The organism is Alishewanella sp. HL-SH06 (genome assembly GCF_052656265.1).
Map to the genome: position 1 here is coordinate 2,375,006 of NZ_CP199752.1, position 16,450 is coordinate 2,391,455.

At 44.2% G+C, this 16,450-nt stretch carries 19 protein-coding genes; 1 reads left to right on the forward strand and 18 read right to left on the reverse strand.

Features of this window, described 5'->3' with window-relative positions; translation table 11 throughout:
* Positions 1-187: 187 nt before the first annotated feature.
* Positions 188-1,735 carry a methyl-accepting chemotaxis protein gene (locus tag ACUJFK_RS10855; RefSeq protein WP_306178482.1) on the reverse strand — a complete coding sequence of 516 codons (1,548 nt, stop codon included), beginning with the start codon at positions 1,733-1,735 and terminating at the stop codon, positions 188-190.
* A gap of 279 nt (positions 1,736-2,014) precedes the next feature.
* Here ACUJFK_RS10855 and sbcB point away from each other — a divergent pair, with 279 nt between their 5' ends.
* The gene (gene sbcB, locus ACUJFK_RS10860) at positions 2,015-3,448 is read left to right on the forward strand and encodes an exodeoxyribonuclease I (RefSeq protein ID WP_445424854.1); all 1,434 of its coding nucleotides are present in this window, start codon (positions 2,015-2,017) and stop codon (positions 3,446-3,448) included.
* Positions 3,449-3,496: 48 nt separating this feature from the next.
* Here the strand turns inward: sbcB and ACUJFK_RS10865 are convergent, their stop codons facing one another.
* The 17 genes from ACUJFK_RS10865 to ACUJFK_RS10945 form a co-directional block, all read right to left on the reverse strand.
* Positions 3,497-3,907: a GNAT family N-acetyltransferase gene (locus ACUJFK_RS10865; protein WP_445426776.1), complete on the reverse strand. Its 411-nt coding sequence runs from the start codon at positions 3,905-3,907 to the stop codon at positions 3,497-3,499.
* Positions 3,908-4,068: 161 nt separating this feature from the next.
* Positions 4,069-4,314: a DUF6868 family protein gene (locus tag ACUJFK_RS10870; protein WP_226752118.1), complete on the reverse strand. Its 246-nt coding sequence runs from the start codon at positions 4,312-4,314 to the stop codon at positions 4,069-4,071.
* Between the two features lie 121 nt (positions 4,315-4,435).
* Positions 4,436-4,831: an ACT domain-containing protein gene (locus tag ACUJFK_RS10875; RefSeq protein WP_445424855.1), complete on the reverse strand. Its 396-nt coding sequence runs from the start codon at positions 4,829-4,831 to the stop codon at positions 4,436-4,438.
* 210 nt (positions 4,832-5,041) lie between these two features.
* Positions 5,042-5,971 (reverse strand): exopolyphosphatase, encoded by a 930-nt coding sequence (locus ACUJFK_RS10880; protein WP_226752120.1) that lies wholly within the window; start codon positions 5,969-5,971, stop codon positions 5,042-5,044.
* Between the two features lie 480 nt (positions 5,972-6,451).
* Positions 6,452-7,657, reverse strand: coding sequence for a cation:proton antiporter (locus ACUJFK_RS10885; RefSeq protein ID WP_445424856.1), 1,206 nt, complete (start codon positions 7,655-7,657; stop codon positions 6,452-6,454).
* Between the two features lie 115 nt (positions 7,658-7,772).
* Positions 7,773-8,003 carry a lipopolysaccharide assembly protein LapA domain-containing protein gene (locus ACUJFK_RS10890; protein WP_445424857.1) on the reverse strand — a complete coding sequence of 77 codons (231 nt, stop codon included), beginning with the start codon at positions 8,001-8,003 and terminating at the stop codon, positions 7,773-7,775.
* A gap of 84 nt (positions 8,004-8,087) precedes the next feature.
* Positions 8,088-8,426: a zinc ribbon domain-containing protein YjdM gene (locus ACUJFK_RS10895; RefSeq protein ID WP_236129542.1), complete on the reverse strand. Its 339-nt coding sequence runs from the start codon at positions 8,424-8,426 to the stop codon at positions 8,088-8,090.
* A gap of 216 nt (positions 8,427-8,642) precedes the next feature.
* A complete protein-coding gene (locus tag ACUJFK_RS10900; RefSeq protein WP_306178492.1) occupies positions 8,643-9,059 on the reverse strand; it encodes a VOC family protein in 417 nt (138 codons plus the stop codon).
* A gap of 110 nt (positions 9,060-9,169) precedes the next feature.
* Complete coding sequence (locus tag ACUJFK_RS10905) at positions 9,170-9,766, reverse strand: glutathione S-transferase family protein (RefSeq protein ID WP_445424858.1); 597 nt, start codon at positions 9,764-9,766, stop codon at positions 9,170-9,172.
* 2 nt (positions 9,767-9,768) lie between these two features.
* Complete coding sequence (locus tag ACUJFK_RS10910; RefSeq protein ID WP_445424859.1) at positions 9,769-10,998, reverse strand: serine hydrolase domain-containing protein; 1,230 nt, start codon at positions 10,996-10,998, stop codon at positions 9,769-9,771.
* Between the two features lie 300 nt (positions 10,999-11,298).
* Entirely contained in the window at positions 11,299-12,669 is a 1,371-nt protein-coding gene (locus ACUJFK_RS10915) for a DEAD/DEAH box helicase (protein ID WP_445424860.1), read from the reverse strand.
* Positions 12,670-12,955: 286 nt separating this feature from the next.
* The gene (locus ACUJFK_RS10920) at positions 12,956-13,258 is read right to left on the reverse strand and encodes a DUF6172 family protein (protein WP_445424861.1); all 303 of its coding nucleotides are present in this window, start codon (positions 13,256-13,258) and stop codon (positions 12,956-12,958) included.
* On the reverse strand, positions 13,255-13,473 hold the full coding sequence (locus ACUJFK_RS10925) for a hypothetical protein (protein WP_445424862.1): 219 nt from the start codon (positions 13,471-13,473) through the stop codon (positions 13,255-13,257). Before ACUJFK_RS10925 ends, ACUJFK_RS10920 begins: the two co-directional genes overlap by 4 nt.
* 43 nt (positions 13,474-13,516) lie before the next feature.
* Entirely contained in the window at positions 13,517-13,948 is a 432-nt protein-coding gene (locus ACUJFK_RS10930) for a PH domain-containing protein (RefSeq protein ID WP_445424863.1), read from the reverse strand.
* Between the two features lie 85 nt (positions 13,949-14,033).
* On the reverse strand, positions 14,034-14,351 hold the full coding sequence (gene sugE, locus ACUJFK_RS10935; RefSeq protein ID WP_445424864.1) for a quaternary ammonium compound efflux SMR transporter SugE: 318 nt from the start codon (positions 14,349-14,351) through the stop codon (positions 14,034-14,036).
* A 175-nt stretch (positions 14,352-14,526) separates the two neighbouring features.
* Positions 14,527-14,793, reverse strand: a complete 267-nt coding sequence (locus ACUJFK_RS10940) for a hypothetical protein (protein WP_226752131.1) — start codon at positions 14,791-14,793, stop codon at positions 14,527-14,529.
* 256 nt (positions 14,794-15,049) lie between these two features.
* The gene (locus ACUJFK_RS10945) at positions 15,050-16,237 is read right to left on the reverse strand and encodes a tetratricopeptide repeat protein (protein WP_445424865.1); all 1,188 of its coding nucleotides are present in this window, start codon (positions 16,235-16,237) and stop codon (positions 15,050-15,052) included.
* Between the last annotated feature and the right edge of the window lie 213 nt (positions 16,238-16,450).

The window sequence follows — 16,450 nt, forward strand, 5'->3', positions numbered from 1 at the left end:
TCGAGCCTTCAGCCTAAATCAACACCTCTAATACCCAGAGGAAAAGTTAAAAACATGATATTTATTTTTAATAACAAGAAATAAGATGCACCGGAAAAGCAGTACCGTCAATCATTACGTTGTAAATAATTCAATACTTTTCAGGCTTTAACCTATCAAGGTGTTAAAGCCCTATGCGAATAAAATACTAGCGTTTAAAGCGATGCACCATTTCCGCTAAATCATCAGATACGGTGTTTAGTTGCTCTAACGTTACGGAGGCTTCAATGGCGGCTTTAGTACTTTGCTCTGCTAAAACCGAGATATTGACGATCTGCCGATTAATATCGTCAGCGACATGCGCCTGCTCTTCCACCGCGGTAGCCATTTGAGTCGACATTTGGGCAATATCACTGACTGCAGCATTAATACCATTTAGCATATCGCTACTTTCTTGCACTTTATGTACACCGGCATCAGCGTCAATCGCGCCTTGTTTAGCCACTTGCACGGCATTCTCTGCACGCGCGGTCAACTCCGTAACAATGCCATAGATCTCTTGCGTAGACTGTTGCGTGCGCCGTGCTAAATTTCGTACTTCATCAGCTACCACCGCAAAACCACGACCCTGCTCACCGGCTCTGGCCGCTTCAATGGCCGCATTTAAGGCCAATAAATTCGTTTGATCGGCAATTTGTTCAATCATTTGCGCCGCTTGCACAATCTTACCGGTTTGATCGGCCACTTCGGTAACCGAATGGCCAATAGTCGCGACGGTTTCCCGCAGTTTCTCTATGGATTGACGGGTGCGATCAGCAATTTCATTACCTTTGCTTGAGAGTTTATTCGCTTTGTCGGCCTGCAAAGCGGTATCGGTAACATGATGCGCCACTTCCGCTATCGTGGTGGTCATCTCATTCATCGCCGAAGCCACCTGCAGCGTTTCTGCTTGCTGACGATCAATTTCGACATTTGCTTCACGCGTGAGGACCAAACCACGGCTTGAATCACGTGATACATCTTTTGCCGCACTTTCTATACGGGTAATCATCGAGGCCAAATGCGCCCTATCGCTTAAAATACTGACTTTTAATAACCCAATTTCTGAGCGATCATCGGTATAACTTGACGCCGCTAAAGGATCGGTAAAACGCCCCGCTAATAAGGTTTTTAAATCACTTAATAACTTAGCGCGACGTTGCTGATAAGTTGCAGCAAGAAACAGTAAGCCAGCTATCAACACCCATTGGGCAAGCGCTAAATCGGCTAACCAGAATGTAGCGGCACTGACGATCAACGTGGCGAGTGATACCATCAAAGGAATACTAGGTAAATTTAATGATTTTTTGCCTTGGCTGATCTGATTGTAGAGTTTCTCGGCACGAATCACGTCCTCTTCTCTAGGGCAGCTTCGAACCGATTCATAGCCAATGACATTGCCCTTTTCCGTGATCGGCATGACATAAGCATCAACCCAATAATAATCACCGTTTTTACAACGATTTTTAACCAGCCCCATCCAAGGTTGGCCTTTTTTTAAGTATGACCACATATTGGCATACGCTTCGGGAGGCATATCAGGATGGCGCACTAGATTGTGCGGTTGGCCAATCAACTCTTCACGAGAAAAACCACTGATCTTCATAAAAGCATCATTGCAGTCAACAATGACGCCACGGGTATCTGTTACTGAAATTAACCGCTGTTCAAGGGCAAAGCGTTGCCGTTGATTTGTTACTGGTAAATTTTTTCTCATAACGTATTGTTAGCCTTTGCAAAAAGTCAGATACCGTAAAAGATCATAACCAAGAGTTGAACTTACAGAAGCGATCATAAATAACAAAATTTGTCAGTAAAACCGGAACCTACCAACATAAATCAAGCATTTACATAGTATAAGCATAACAGAGATTTCGACATTCAACCTGATTGTAAAAAAATTAACTGCTGCAGCTTTTAGCGAAGCCAGTTATTTTACGGTATGATCACATCATCTTAAGTTGCAGCTTCGCTGCTCTGATAAAAAAGGTCTGGCATGACTGATTCGCCGAGTTTTTATTTTTATGATTACGAAACCTGGGGCGCCGATCCTAAGCGCGATCGCCCCTCGCAGTTTGCCGGTATTCGAACAGATTTAGCCTTAGATGAAATCGCTAAACCGGACATGTGGTATTGCCAATTGGCGCCTGATTATTTACCGCACCCGGGTGCCGCGTTAATCACTGGCCTGACACCACAACTGTGTAATCAAAAAGGCTTACCCGAAAATGCCTTTATGCAGAAGATCTTAGCACGTTTTAGCCAAGCCAATACCTGCGTGTTAGGCTACAACAGCCTGCGTTTTGACGATGAAGTAACACGTTACAGTTTATATCGTAATTTCTTTGAGCCTTATGGCCGTGAATGGCAGCAAGGCAATAGCCGTTGGGATTTAATTGATGTGGTGCGCGCCTGTTATGCTTTGCGCCCAGAGGGCATTGTTTGGCCACAAAAAGAAGATGGTAGCCCCAGCTTTAAATTAGAAGAATTAAGTAAATCTAATAACTTAAGCCATGCTAATGCGCATGATGCCCTCTCTGACGTATATGCCACCATTGGTTTAGCCAAACTGATTAAACAACAACAACCCAAGTTGTTTCAGTACCTCTATGAACTGCGCAAAAAACAAAAAGTAGCAGAGTTGATTGATGTTGCAGCTTTAACCCCCCTGGTACATGTGTCATCAAAATTTCCAGCCACGCAAGGCTGTGTTAGTTGGATTGTGCCACTTGCCTTTCACCCTACTAATAAAAACGCGGTTATTTGTTTTAACTTACAGCACGATCCTCGCCCTTTGCTAACAGACAATTTAGCCACACTGCAAGAAAAGCTGTATAAAAAAACCATTGATCTGGCTGAGGGTGAACAACGGCTGGGCTTAAAATTAGTGCATTTAAACAAATGCCCTGTGTTAGCCAATGCCAAAACACTCACGGTAGAACGTGCCACAGAGTTGGGCATCGACCGTGCCACCTGTTTAGCGAATTTAGACTGGATCAGGCAACATAAACAAGTGCAACAAACTGTGGTGGATTTGTATCAATTACCCCATGAGTATGCTGCAGAGACTAACCCGGATTATCAATTGTATAGTGGCTTTATTAGTGATGCTGACAAACAAAAAATGCAGCAATTACAACAGATGTCAGCTGAGGCGTTAGCGGCCAATCCACCCATATTTTCTGAAGATCGCCTTAATCGTTTATTATTTTTATATCGTGCTCGTAATTATCCGTTGACCTTAACTGAAGCCGAGCAACAAAAATGGCGCCGATATTGCTCAGATAAGCTGTTACATGGTGAAGATAACCCCAACTTAACCTTTGAACAGTTTACGTTGGCCTTAGAACATCTTGTCGAATTACACAGTGGCGATGAGAAAAAAATCGCCTTATTAAAATCCTTGTATCGTTATGTTGAAGCGCTCTAATGCCCATAGCGATGACTTAATACTGCCGTGGCGGGCATTTCACTTAAACTACAAGGTTTTTGTCATAAAGTATTTCTCGCCACCGGCAAACGGATAATCTGCTTGGGTCCACTGTACGCGATAACCTTGGCGCTGATAAAACGGGCGCGCCTGAAAGTTAAGCGTATCTAAAATCACATAACGACAGCCTCGCGCTTTCGCAATCGCTTCGGCCTCAGCCAACATCGCTCGCCCGATCCCTTGTTGTCGCAGCGAAGCATCTAACCAAAACGACTCTAAATAAAACCAATTGCCAAAAGTACGACCGGCTAACGCCGCTAATAACTCGCCGTTACGGCCAACCTGCTTTAACCCCAGTGGTTGCCGCTGACTGGCATCCCAATGCAGCGCGTTAAATTCAATAATTTTTTGTTTTGCGATTTCAGCAAAGGCATCGTTGTGTTCACAAATAAAGGACATAGGATCTGATATTCGTTCAGTAGGATTATGACTGCAGTATGCCAAGGCTGCCGCTTTTAGCAAAGTGGCACAGCGGCTGAACACCACATTATGTTGCTGCAATCAGCCGATACACCTTGCGATGTATTCATTATCAAGCCGCAACGAATGCGTGTTGCCCCCTAAAAGCCCATAATTTTTAACGCCAGATAAGGTGCAACGAAAAACGTCAGCGTTATCACCTTATACTGGCTTAAAAAAGCATAAAACTTGAGTTGTAAAGCGGCGGCATCTAAGTCAAAAAATTTTTGATGTAAGGCGACGGCAAGATTGCGCCCTAACATCAGCATCAAAGAAACGAAGCTTAAATAGGCCAAATTCAGCAAAGTTGCCCAACCGAGCAACTCTGTAAGCTGGGATAACGTCATACCGATGCTCCTTGTTAACAACAGTGATCGGGCGTTACCCCCTCAACCTGAGCAAGCAGCCCGAAGTCAAAAACGGTGTTGAGGGATCTCAAGCATAAGTCATTTTATCTAAACTACCAGCTTAAACCGTTAATTCTTTTAAAGCTGCTAAAGCCGCTGTCGCTTTGCTGGTTGGCACAAAAATATGATCATGGTAATAAGCCGCCATAACATTCGCACTAATGCCTTTTTCGGTTAATTTGGCGGCAACGGCAGCGGTAAGCCCCACCGCGTCTAAACTGGAATGCACCGTTAAAGTAATTTGTTTAAAACTACCGCTGTAGGCTAAACCGGCTTGATCTGCCGTCGTTTTTTTTAACACTAAGGTTAAGCCTTCAGGTTCCAGAAAGGTCGCAAGAGGGTCGAGCGTCAAGAAATGAGCTAAAGGTTGTGTCACCGTACAAAACACCCATTCATCAGCCATGAGCTGAGGTTTCAATCCGGCCAACAATTGTTTTAATTCGACAATAGCAGTCATATATTACCTTTAAAAATAGGGAGTTATGACAATAAGCGATACCTTAGAGGCGCAGGATATCCCAATTAGGGATCAGGTAAGCAAGGGACAATCGCTTGTAAAAACGGGCGATACAAAACCATGTTTTTTGTATCACCCGTAAGGAGCACTTAAACGCTGTCACAATCCAGAGGAAGAGCCAGCGTTGTTGCAGTTCAGTTTGTAAGCCGTTTAGCCATCAGCATTAATCTGTTTAATTAACGCTTGTAGAGTAGTGAGCGCTTCATTTTGTGGGATCTGACAAGTCCCCGCAGCCTGATGCCCCCCACCGCCGTATTTCAACATTAACTCACCCACATTGGTTTTTGAGCTACGATCGAAAATGGATTTACCGGTAGCAAACACAATATTTTGCTTTTTAAAGCCCCACATGACATGAATAGAAATATTGCATTCAGGGTATAAAGCATAAATCACAAACCGGTTACCGGCATGAATGATCTCTTCATCTCTTAAATCCAGCACCACCAAGTTTTTGTGCACTTTAGCACAACGACGTAACTGTTCTTTGAACAAGACATCTTGCTCAAAATACAGCTCTACCCGCTCATATACGTCAGGTAACGCCATGATTTCAGTAATAGTATGGGTTTTGCAGTAATCAATCAGATCTAACATTAAGTTATAGTTAGAAATACGGAACTCACGGAAACGGCCCAGACCAGTACGAGCATCCATTAAGAAATTGAGTAAATCCCAACCTTGTGGATTTAACACTTGTTGCTTGGTAAATTGCGCCGAATCTCCGCGATCTACCGCTTCCATCATGTCATCCCACTCTGCCGGAAAAGCATCATGGCCGCCATAATAATTCCACACGACACGCGCAGCGGAGGGGGCATCCGGCTCAATGATATGGTTATCCATTTTTTCATTACGGATAGTTTCAGAAAGGTGATGATCAAATGCCAGATGAATACCAGGTACAAATGGCAAATTGGTTGAAATATCATTGCTTGAAACTTCAATTTTGCCATCTTGCATATCTTTTGGATGTACAAAGGTAATGTCGTTAATCATATTGAGATGCTTTAATAGCACGGCACATACCAAGCCATCAAAATCACTTCTCGTGATTAAACGGTATTGTTTTTCTGACATATTTTCCTCTTCGATCTCGAATAAACGGACTAATTCTAATTAGCGCCAAAATTGTTCGGCATCCCCGCAGGCATGTTTTTTAAAGCTCAGGTCGGGGCATTGAATCGTAAACACTTTATGCTGTTCTCTATCATTACACACTGGGCGAAAAAAGCCATGCTATAAACCCGTGTAATACAAAACTTCTTTCATTTGTCGGTGAGGTTGCTGCAGTTTTAAACGATACGGACAGGTTCGAAGGCCGAGCCTTGCCGTTCAATTTACTTAAATAGGACAACAAGCTACAAGCTTTGCGCTTAACATTACAAAACAGTAATAAGCACAGCCTATTATGAACAGCCACGCTGAAAACGTAACCTAACCTCTTATGCAATATATTCCATATCGACGGCGGTTTGCAGGATGATAACAACGGGTTTATTAACAACAGTCTTAACGCGACCAAACCGCGTATAACACTTAGCCAAAATACTGGCGTGTTTATTTTGCTAAAGGGATGCGCCGAAGTAACACAGGTAAGCCCAGCATCGTAAATAACACCGTCATAAAACAGGCTAAAATCATGGCGCTAAACACGCTTTGGCTGACACCCGCCTCTAGGCCTTTTTGCATCACTACCATCGCAATCTCCATACGTGGCACCATACTCACGCCAAGTAACAAGGCGGCGCCAAAGCCCAAGCGAGGCCAGGCAGGTAACATCACCCCGAGTATTTTACCCAGTATGGCAAACAACACTAACACCGCCGCAGGCCAGATCAGGCCATCAAGACTACTGATCTCAAACAACATACCAAGACTGATAAAGAAAAACGGCGTTAAAAAATCGTATAAGCCATTTAATACCGGTTGCTCATGCATGGCACTGGGATCGCGTGAAAATGCTAACCCCGCAATAAAAGCCCCCACTGCCAGCGATAAACCCGACACTTCAGCTAGTGCCGCAACAATAAAACCTACGGCAACCATAAAGACCACTAATTCATGCGACACGGCATTGCGCGCAATCACGCGGGTTAGCCGTGGCTCAATGTGTAATGAAAAAAACCACGCTACCACGGCAAAAGCGGTTAATAACAGCACGATATACCCAAGATTAAGAACCACATCCAAAGGTTGAATAGCAGTGCCACTGTAATACAGCGGTAACAGTGCCACTAACATAGCCACTAAACAAATGGTACTAAGATCATCTAACTCCGCAACATCGAGTAGCAAGGTGCCTTGTGGCGTGCTTAACTTACCGGCGTCAGACCATAAACTCACCGTCACGCCAACACTGGTTGCGGTAAATGCAATGGCGATAAATAAACTGGTCACTACATCTAACGACAGGATCCAAAAAGCTGCAAGAAAACCTAAAGCACCACTGACGACCACATTCCAAAGCCAGATCCAAGAGGCATTAGGAAGTTGCGTACGCAAACCTTTTAAATCGGCATTAATGCCGACTTTAAACAGCAGCATAATCAACCCGGCTTCACCTAGCACGCTCAAAATAGCGCGCATTGACAGATGGCTAGTCGCCATATTGCCATTCACCACTTGTCCCACCACGATACCAATCAGCATAAACATTAACATCGGTGGGCACCATCGACGGTTCACAAACAAACGCACCAGCAATATCGCCAAGAAGATCACTCCAAGCACAAAGATGGCGTAAAAAGTATGTTGTTGCTCCATCAGCGGGCGATCCTTTTCATTGGCGAGTGCGGCAAAGTAACGCTTCGTTAGGTAAAACGGTTTAGCGCTAAGAGCGAATATAGCGGGCTTGCAGACAAACTTAAGCCGAATAACTTTAGACGGCTGTAGTCAAATCCGTGGTTTTTTTGCCCTTGCGCATAAACCAACGCGTAACCAAAACACCCAAAACAAAACCCATCAGTAATAAGAATAACATCATGAAGATACGTGACAGCGCAAAGCGCCAGAACAAGAAACTGATCTCCACAGTTTCAGTATTTTGCATCACAAAAATCACGGTGCAACTGAGCAAGATCAATAACATTATCGCTTTAAATTTTGACATAAACAGGTCATTCCTTATGATAGAACCGAATGAGGTTTGTACTGGGCTGAACCTTTGCTCATCAATGGCTAAGTCAAGTTAGCCCTAAGCTTTTTTCACAAACTCTGACTTTAATTTCATGGCACCAATACCCTCTATTTTGCAATCAATGTCATGATCGCCACTCACCAGTTTAATATTTTTTACTTTCGTACCTACCTTAACCACTAACGATGTGCCCTTCACTTTCAAATCTTTAATAACGGTAATGGTATCGCCGTCTACTAACTTATTACCATGTGCATCTTTAATATCAAGCTCATCCAACACGGCAATATCATCACGGGTTTGCCATTCATGTGCACACTCAGGACAAATGAAGAAGCCTGCATCTTCATAGGTATAAGGGGAATCACATGTCGGGCAGTTGGGTAAATCACTCATGATAGCGTTCTCAATGTCTTCATTTAGCTAATGGCATGCCAAATCTAAAGGCGTGATATACCCCCGACTTGCATCATTTAAGTTTAAAATAGCTATAGTTTACAACCTGGTGCCAGTTTACAACGGATAGCCTAATAATACTTTGATTTAAAATAGGTTTTGTACTTTTACTTATCTTGATCTAAAGCCTGCATCTCCCTGTAAGCGTGATAAGCCCTACGCTTTAAACACCTCAGTCTCATCGCTAAATGATTTAAACTCTAATGGATTACCACTGAAATCTAATACAAACATAGTGTGTTGCTGGCCGCTTTTACCCGCATAACGCAATTGCGGTTTTACGATAAAAGTCACCTTCGCTTGTTCAAGTTTTTGCGCTAAGCTCGTAAATTGCTCGGCAGTTAATAAACAACCAAAGTGTGGGATCGGCACGGCTACGCCATCTACTTGGCCACAGTAATCCAGTGCGCTCTCTACTACACCCACATGCGCTGTTAGTTGATTACCATAAAAATCAAAATCGACCCAATGTTCGGTCGAGCGCCCTTCTGTGCAACCTAATATATCGATATAAAAAGCCCGTGTACTGGCCAGATCTTTGACTTTAAAAGCATAATGAAAAATATTACTCATAAATTACTCTGCAAATAAGATGACAAATAAAAGTGTTATCGCCCAAACTAGCAAGCTCGCGCGGCTTATTAACCGTTACTGTTAGCTTGCATACCACCATCAGTACCGTTTTATGCCATAGCCTTATAATGAGGCAACTGCGTTATCCGTTTTAACCATGCCTGTATAGCCGGATAAGCGGCTAAAGCAAAGCCTCCCTCATCGGCAACATGCGTATAAGCGTATAGCGAGATATCGGCAGTCGTAACTTGCGACCCAGTAAGAAAAGGCGTTTTAACTAATTGCTGTTCCAGCACAGCTAAGGCTTTATGCCCACCCTGCTGTTTCGCCGAGTACTCTGACGCTCTGTCTGCAGGTAAGCCTAAATATTTATTAATAAACCGCGCGACGGCAATATAAGGTTCATGGCTATATTGTTCAAAGAACTGCCATTGCAACACCCGAGCGTGCGCTAATGGCTCAGTGGGATAAAGCGCGCTGCCATGAGCTAAGTAATTTAAAATAGCGTTAGATTCTGACAAAGTCTGCCCATCATCCAGCACTAACAGCGGAATTTTGCCATTGGGATTAAGCGCTAAAAAAACGGCGGTTTTTGTATCACCTGCCAAGATATCTACCGCCTGCCATTGATGCGGGATCTGCAACAAACTACAGAGTAATTGCAGTTTATAACAGTTGCCCGATTGGCTATCACCATAAATTTTCAAGGTTAATCCTTCACGGAGTTTGAGTCGAAGTGCGCTGATAATGCCTTGAAAAAGGTGTATTCGTCTAGCCCCGCCATACCCAGCGGTTTAGATTGCGCACTCCACATAGCCACCACCAAGTTTTTATCGGGGTCGACAAACACGTACTGACCAAATATGCCCTCTGCCGCATAACTGCGGCCATGCATAGGCCAAAACATATAGCCATAGTCGATAGTCTCGCCCGCGATCACTTGACGCGAGCTCGCTTGAGCCATCCAGCCTTTGGGTAAAATACGTTGCTGATTAATCACACCATCATTTAATAAAAACAAACCAAAGCGACCATAATCGCGCAAAGTGGCTGATAAACCACTGCCGCCAATTTCTAAACCCTCTGGCGATTGCAGCCACCAGTTTGCGTCTGCTTGCATGCCCATTTTCGACCAAATTTTTTCGGATAAATACTCGGCAACAGGCTTACCGGTGGCAGCGGCAACTAAAGCGCCAGCCAGTTGTGTTTCACCCGTGCTGTAATTCCAAACACTGCCGGGCGCAGCCGCGCGCGGTAATGAGGCCATCAAATCTAAAATGGCCCCAGGTTGCTGGCTTAATTGCGCTTCAAGCATGCGTCGTCTATCGGAGTTGGGATCGGTGTATGTTTCATTCCACGCTACTCCCGAGCTCATTTGCAGCAAATGTTTAACCGTTACACCCTCGTAAGCGCTGCCTTTAAAGCGCGGCAGATACAGCACGATAGGATCATCAATACTGTTAATGGCACCGTCTTGGATCGCCGCACCGATCAGGGTGGCCGTGATCGATTTAACGACCGACATCGACATCCAGCGGGTCTTGGCATCGTTACCCAGTGCATAGTGCTCAAATGCAATCTCACCGTTGTGAATAATTAACATGCCACTGACCCGATTGATTGAGAGCACATCAAACATGTCGTACTGTTCGCCGGCAACCTGATAACTAAAATCGGTCAGCGGTGTTTTACTCAGCGGCAACGCGCTTACCGTATCGCCACGAGCAACCGCGCGCGTCGGAAACAGCCTGTCAATATTGCGAAAGGTATTAACCTGCAGATCAGGGTAGAGCTTGCCATCATACACTTGCCGCACACTGCCAATAGGCTCAGCCGCATGACGGTACGGCTGTTCAGTTGCGCTAAGCACACCACTTAGTAGCAACAGCGCCACACTGCAGAAGATGGTTAATTTAGCTTTAAAAAGTGACCATAACATCAGATAAACTCCCGGTTTAATCTCGCTGGTAGCAAATAACCCCAAATAGCTTGTGCCAACACTTGTTATTGCGCGTTGCTCACAGCCCGATGGCGATAACTTAGCCTAGATTAAAGCACATTCTTTAGCCTCACGAAGGACTTAAAGCTATTTTACCGCCAATAACCACTTGCTCAGTCGATTGACCACGAAGTCATCACGCTAATAACCACATCAATATTCAGCGATATAGGCCTATCAATAAAAATGCCGCCGAAGATGGGCATCTTCGGCGGCATTATTGAGTATGACAAGCGCGGTTTATTTGGTGCGTTTGCTTTGAGCGCCTGCTCTTTTTGGCTTATTGGCAGTCGCGCCACTGGATTTTTTCACACTGGCCGGTTTTACCGTATTGGCATCTGCTGGCTTGGCAGTGCGCGCTTTACTCTTCGGCTTAGCTTTGCCTGCAGCATCCATCTCAATGGTGGTTTCACTGGCTTTATTGGAGCGGCCTGACAGTACTTTGCGTGAGATACTTTTTAGTAAAGACGCGCGGTTACTAACTTCAAAACCAGGCTTGATAATGCGCTCAATCTTAGCACCAATCAGCTTTTGAATACGTTCTAGTGTTTGCTCTTCTTCACGGCTGACAAAGGATATGGCATCACCCGCCGCACCAGCGCGACCAGTACGACCAATCCGGTGCACGTAATCTTCTGGCAAGTATGGCAAGTTAAAATTCACCACATAGTCTAAGCCTTGAATATCTAAACCACGCGCTGCCACTTCGGTGGCGATCAGCACTTGTAACTTAGCCGCTTTAAAATCTGCGATGGCGCGACGTCGAGCGCCTTGGCTTTTATCGCCATGACACACTGCCGCGTCTATCTTACTCATTTGTAAGCCGGCTAATAACCGATCAGCTTGCTCTTTGGTACTGGTAAAAACCAACACCTGAAACCAGTTTTTCTCGGCTAACAATTGCTCAAACAATTCAATTTTTCGGTTCTCTTCAACCGAGTACACCACATGGTTAACCGTATCGGCGGTACTATTCACCTTTGCAACGCGAATTTGCTGATGATTGTGCAAGATCTTATGCGACAGTTCATTGACGGCTGGCGATGTCGTTGCCGAAAACAACATGGTTTGACGATGTTTTGCGGTCATTTGCATCAGCTTTAAAACATCAGTAACAAAGCCCATATCCAGCATGCGATCCGCTTCATCTAGCACCACAAACTCAACGTCGCTTAGTATCACGTGACCCAGCGCTAAGTGTTCCAGTAAACGACCCGGTGTGCTGATCACCATATCGATGCCGGCTTTTAACTTATTCGCTTGGCCACCCATCTTCACACCGCCATATAAGGCAGTGACTTTTAAAGTAGTGAATTGAGCATAGCCGTTGATCGCATCGGCTAATTGCTCAGCCAGCTCACGCGTTGGCGTTAAAATTAAAACACGAGGACGCTGTTGTGCCGTGTCTTTGGGTTTATCCAACATGCGTTGTAAAATAGGCAAGGCAAACGCCGCCGTTTTACCCGTACCGGTTTGCGCTGTTACTTGTAAATCTTTACCACGTCGTGCTGGCACTATGGCTTGCGCCTGAACCGGCGTCATGTTGGCATAACCCATTGTTTCTAAGGCGCGTTGTAACTCTGGCGCTAAATCTAAAGATGAAAATTGCATAAAGGATCCTCTGTAGAATAGCTACAGTCAAAAAATAAGAGGCGGAATATACAGTATTTTAGCGGTTTAACAGAGGATTGTTTGTTATTGCGTCAATTTTACTAAGTAAAAACGGCTGAAAGCTTGGAGTACTAAGCCAATATAACACTAATCTATCTAACCCTGCGTTAGCTAAGCACCTTAAATACTTAGCTTAAACGTGTTTGCCGCTGGCAAATCACAGCACGGACATATTACTCCCGTGCTTTTCATATCCTAGCACTCACTCAGTGCCAGCACTGGGCGTTTATTCCAGATTTTCGTCAGCACGTGGCGCGTGCTGGCAGGCTTTAGCCAATATTTCCACGTAAAAAGCGTCGAGCTGTTGCTCGACGGCCGCATCAATATGTTTATTGATTTCAGACGTAAAAATCTTTTTAGCCACGTCTTGTGTTGCACCAAAGCGGCAATCAAAGGTCCAATAGTCAGCACCCGCAGGCAGTTGCTTGCGTCGCTCTCTGGCTAAATACTTTTTAATATCGTGTTTAATAGCGTCCACCAAACGAGCAGGTTGCAATTTTGGATGAGTTAACGCGAATGTCTTTTTCATAAATTCCTACAGAGGTACACTAAAGAGTCAAAGCTAAATATGCTTTTGGCCGCGTATTCTACATGGATGAGCGACAGATAACCGCTTCTATCTGCACTTTTTGTTAAATCTATTTGAAAACAATGCCAGCCTGCTCGCCCAAACCAAGCCATTGCCATTGCCATTGCCATTGCCATTGCCATTGCCATTGCCATTAAAAGCTTTACTAATGACACTGTCTTGTCCAGGCTAAATCGTGAGCGATTAATGTCTTCTTGCTTATTGTTGGCTAAGCGAGTTTTTATCGGCTCGAAGTAGCAACAAGGCTTGAAGAAACTGCTGTTGCTGCTTTGGCGAAATCATCAGCGAGCGACCTTGGCCATAATCAATCCGCAGTCGATCTAGTGACAAAGCTGGGCTCGATAAAGGATTAATGGTTGGGGTAATGTTGCTAATTTGCACAATCGGGATTTGCCACTGAAAAGGACCACTTTGCACCAGCAACTGCTGCTCTGTTAGGGTATAGCGAGTACTGTTGAACAGCCAAATAGGTAACCCTGCGCTTACCAGCAGCGCGAATAACGATGCGACAATATCAGCATTGTCGCCGCTATTTAAAGAATAGATGACACCATAAAGTGCCGAAAGTGCTGCAGCAACCAGCACGATCCCCAGCCAAGTATCCACTTTTGATCTAAAAACCTGTGTCATATCGCTGCTCCTGCTGCGGTATTTAACAGCAGCCAAAAGGATTAAACCTCAAAGCGTCAACGTTAAGGTTTAAACGACCATGAGGTTAAATATGTGCCATTTTAAGACCCACAATACCGATACAAATCAGTGCTAAACTCGCTAATTTAAGCGCGCTAACAGACTCGCCAAACAAGAAAATACCAAGAATAGCCGTACCCACCGCACCAATCCCCACCCAAACAGCATAAGCCGTACCAACGGGTAAAGTTTTCAACGCTATCCCCAGTAAGAAAAAACTGGCGATTAAAGAGCACACGGTGGCGACAGTCGGCCCAAGCTTTGTAAACCCATCGGAGTATTTCAAACCAACGGCCCAAGCAATTTCCAACAGCCCAGCTACAAATAAGACAAACCAACTCATAACAACCCCTTTTTAAAATCTGGGGTCGTCCCCGAGCACATCGAGCGGTGAGGTCGTCCTCACTTCAAGCTGTTTAGCATTTCATCATAGCACTTCACAAAAGAGCCAGTGCAATAAGGAGCCAAAAATAAGGTAAAACGTTTGGCCGCTTGCTTAGCATGGTGATTAACTGAGTTTATCGATTCGGCACTTTCTGCAGTGTTTTTACAAACCACATAATATGCCCACAATCTAGGCATGCTAAGGTTGTCGCAGTTTTATTAGCCCAATCCAAACCGACAAAACTCATGCCCGCAGTATTTAATTGCGCCTGTCCTTCGTGAAAAAACTCATTTTTACACTGATTGCAGGTAATTCTGTGCTCATTAATTTCGTATCGATGTGGCCCATTTTTCATGATGAGATAATCGATACCGCTTTGGATTTTATTTCTCAAACTCATGACTATCCTTGTTAATCTTTAGTTTGTATAAGTGAGCAACAGTTTTAAGGAATAACAAATATCACTTTAGAGGTGAAATACATAGGTGAGATATTTACCACAAACTGTGCTGCAGCAGTAAAACCCGCTTTAATGCTTAAATGACCTTAACAACTGATGCTACAGCGATATGAAGAAAATGCACTTTGCAGCAAGCTGAGTAACATTGAAATTAACACTTAAGACAAAATAATAAACGCTACACTTACATATTGCACTAATTTTTTTCCATCAATAAGGTGTGCAGTTTCGCTTCGTATAAACGCCGATCATGACTCTTATAGCTAAGTTCAATGGCTTTGTTCAGTGCTTTTTCTGCCGAGTTTAACCGCCCCAATTGATAATGACTTTTGGCTAAACCAAATTGCCCTTCATGCAGGTAAGGCGCGGTCTCGTTGGCTTTTTGGTAATATTTAAATGCTAGCGTGTATTGGGCGGAGGCAAAAGCTTCATCCGCCATATCAATCCAGCGATAAGGGTTGTCATCGTTAATCTCAGCAACCTTCTGCGCCAGTGCCGCCACCTCGCTATCACGCCCTTGCGACTGCAGTAGCGCCACATAGTTACTGATCACATTACCCGAGGCAAAATCATTATCTAACATAAATTTGTATAAGGTTTCGGCTTGCTTGGCATCGCCAGCTCGATTAAAGGTAACGGCTAAACTGTTTAAGGTTTCTGCGTTAAAAGGATTAAAAGTTAGTCCCTGTTGCAACGTCGAATAAGCATAATCGAGCTGGTCGTTTAGCAAGGCCTCAGCAGCGATGTTCTGATAATACATCGCCATAAAGTCATTATGCGAAATATGCTCGCCCCGAATATCGGATTCACTTGGAAAATAATCAATAATGATGCTGCGGCGTCTTAATACCATCATGCCAAGCGAAGGTTGATAATTGGGATCATAAATATAGGTTCTTACATGGGATGACAGCGTCATTAAAGAGGAATTGAGTGCATACACTGGCGCAGCATGCACAACTTGATAAGACACCTCTAAATTAACAATATCAGCCAGCGCCTTAGTAACAATCGCCAGCGTCAGGCAATTGCCGTTTTTCAATGATAATGCTTCAGAGGCTTTTAGCGTTGCCCCACGAAAACCGAATTGATGTACAAAGGCATCAAAGTAATTAAATAAGCGTAAGTGCCCCGCTATTTTGCGGTTTCTGGGATCATGATAGTAATCTAGAAAATGTTTTTTCTGAGCCTCAGTTAAGCTAAAAATCTCTGCTTCAGTGGGTACGGGTAAAAGTGTAAAGATCTCAGTATTTAAATTGGGTAACGTTAATTGCTGTTGCTCTAAGGTTTCCTGCAGTAACGAAGCTTGCTGGTTCGCCACTGAAGAGCAGCCACCGAGAATTAAAAAACCACAAGCCGTAATTAACTTTAAACCGTTGCGCATAACATAACTCCACTTAATCGATACTAAGGCCCATTCCCTGGTACTGAAACCTTGCAAAGCTAACTGTTGCCATCTCCTCTGTTACAAGCGAGTATTAAACAGATCGCACTGAGTGACATGCTAGTGTTGTTGCTTTACGTGTGAACGGCCTACTTTGCTCAATGATCTGCAGATTAATGCTCGGATTTAAACGTGTGTTTAGGTTTACACCTT

Bases quoted from the DNA above. Each gene is read 5' to 3' on its own strand.
- ACUJFK_RS10920 (WP_445424861.1), bottom strand. From the start codon at position 13,258: ATGAAAAAGACATTCGCGTTAACTCATCCAAAATTGCAACCTGCTCGT.
- ACUJFK_RS10945 (WP_445424865.1), bottom strand. From the start codon at position 16,237: ATGCGCAACGGTTTAAAGTTAATTACGGCTTGTGGTTTTTTAATTCTC.
- ACUJFK_RS10895 (WP_236129542.1), bottom strand. From the start codon at position 8,426: ATGAGTGATTTACCCAACTGCCCGACATGTGATTCCCCTTATACCTAT.
- ACUJFK_RS10915 (WP_445424860.1), bottom strand. From the start codon at position 12,669: ATGCAATTTTCATCTTTAGATTTAGCGCCAGAGTTACAACGCGCCTTA.
- ACUJFK_RS10875 (WP_445424855.1), bottom strand. From the start codon at position 4,831: ATGACTGCTATTGTCGAATTAAAACAATTGTTGGCCGGATTGAAACCT.
- ACUJFK_RS10890 (WP_445424857.1), bottom strand. From the start codon at position 8,003: ATGTCAAAATTTAAAGCGATAATGTTATTGATCTTGCTCAGTTGCACC.
- ACUJFK_RS10885 (WP_445424856.1), bottom strand. From the start codon at position 7,657: ATGGAGCAACAACATACTTTTTACGCCATCTTTGTGCTTGGAGTGATC.
- ACUJFK_RS10940 (WP_226752131.1), bottom strand. From the start codon at position 14,793: ATGAGTTTGAGAAATAAAATCCAAAGCGGTATCGATTATCTCATCATG.
- ACUJFK_RS10880 (WP_226752120.1), bottom strand. From the start codon at position 5,971: ATGTCAGAAAAACAATACCGTTTAATCACGAGAAGTGATTTTGATGGC.
- sbcB (WP_445424854.1), top strand. From the start codon at position 2,015: ATGACTGATTCGCCGAGTTTTTATTTTTATGATTACGAAACCTGGGGC.
- sugE (WP_445424864.1), bottom strand. From the start codon at position 14,351: ATGAGTTGGTTTGTCTTATTTGTAGCTGGGCTGTTGGAAATTGCTTGG.
- ACUJFK_RS10910 (WP_445424859.1), bottom strand. From the start codon at position 10,998: ATGTTATGGTCACTTTTTAAAGCTAAATTAACCATCTTCTGCAGTGTG.
- ACUJFK_RS10900 (WP_306178492.1), bottom strand. From the start codon at position 9,059: ATGAGTAATATTTTTCATTATGCTTTTAAAGTCAAAGATCTGGCCAGT.
- ACUJFK_RS10865 (WP_445426776.1), bottom strand. From the start codon at position 3,907: ATGTCCTTTATTTGTGAACACAACGATGCCTTTGCTGAAATCGCAAAA.
- ACUJFK_RS10855 (WP_306178482.1), bottom strand. From the start codon at position 1,735: ATGAGAAAAAATTTACCAGTAACAAATCAACGGCAACGCTTTGCCCTT.
- ACUJFK_RS10870 (WP_226752118.1), bottom strand. From the start codon at position 4,314: ATGACGTTATCCCAGCTTACAGAGTTGCTCGGTTGGGCAACTTTGCTG.
- ACUJFK_RS10930 (WP_445424863.1), bottom strand. From the start codon at position 13,948: ATGACACAGGTTTTTAGATCAAAAGTGGATACTTGGCTGGGGATCGTG.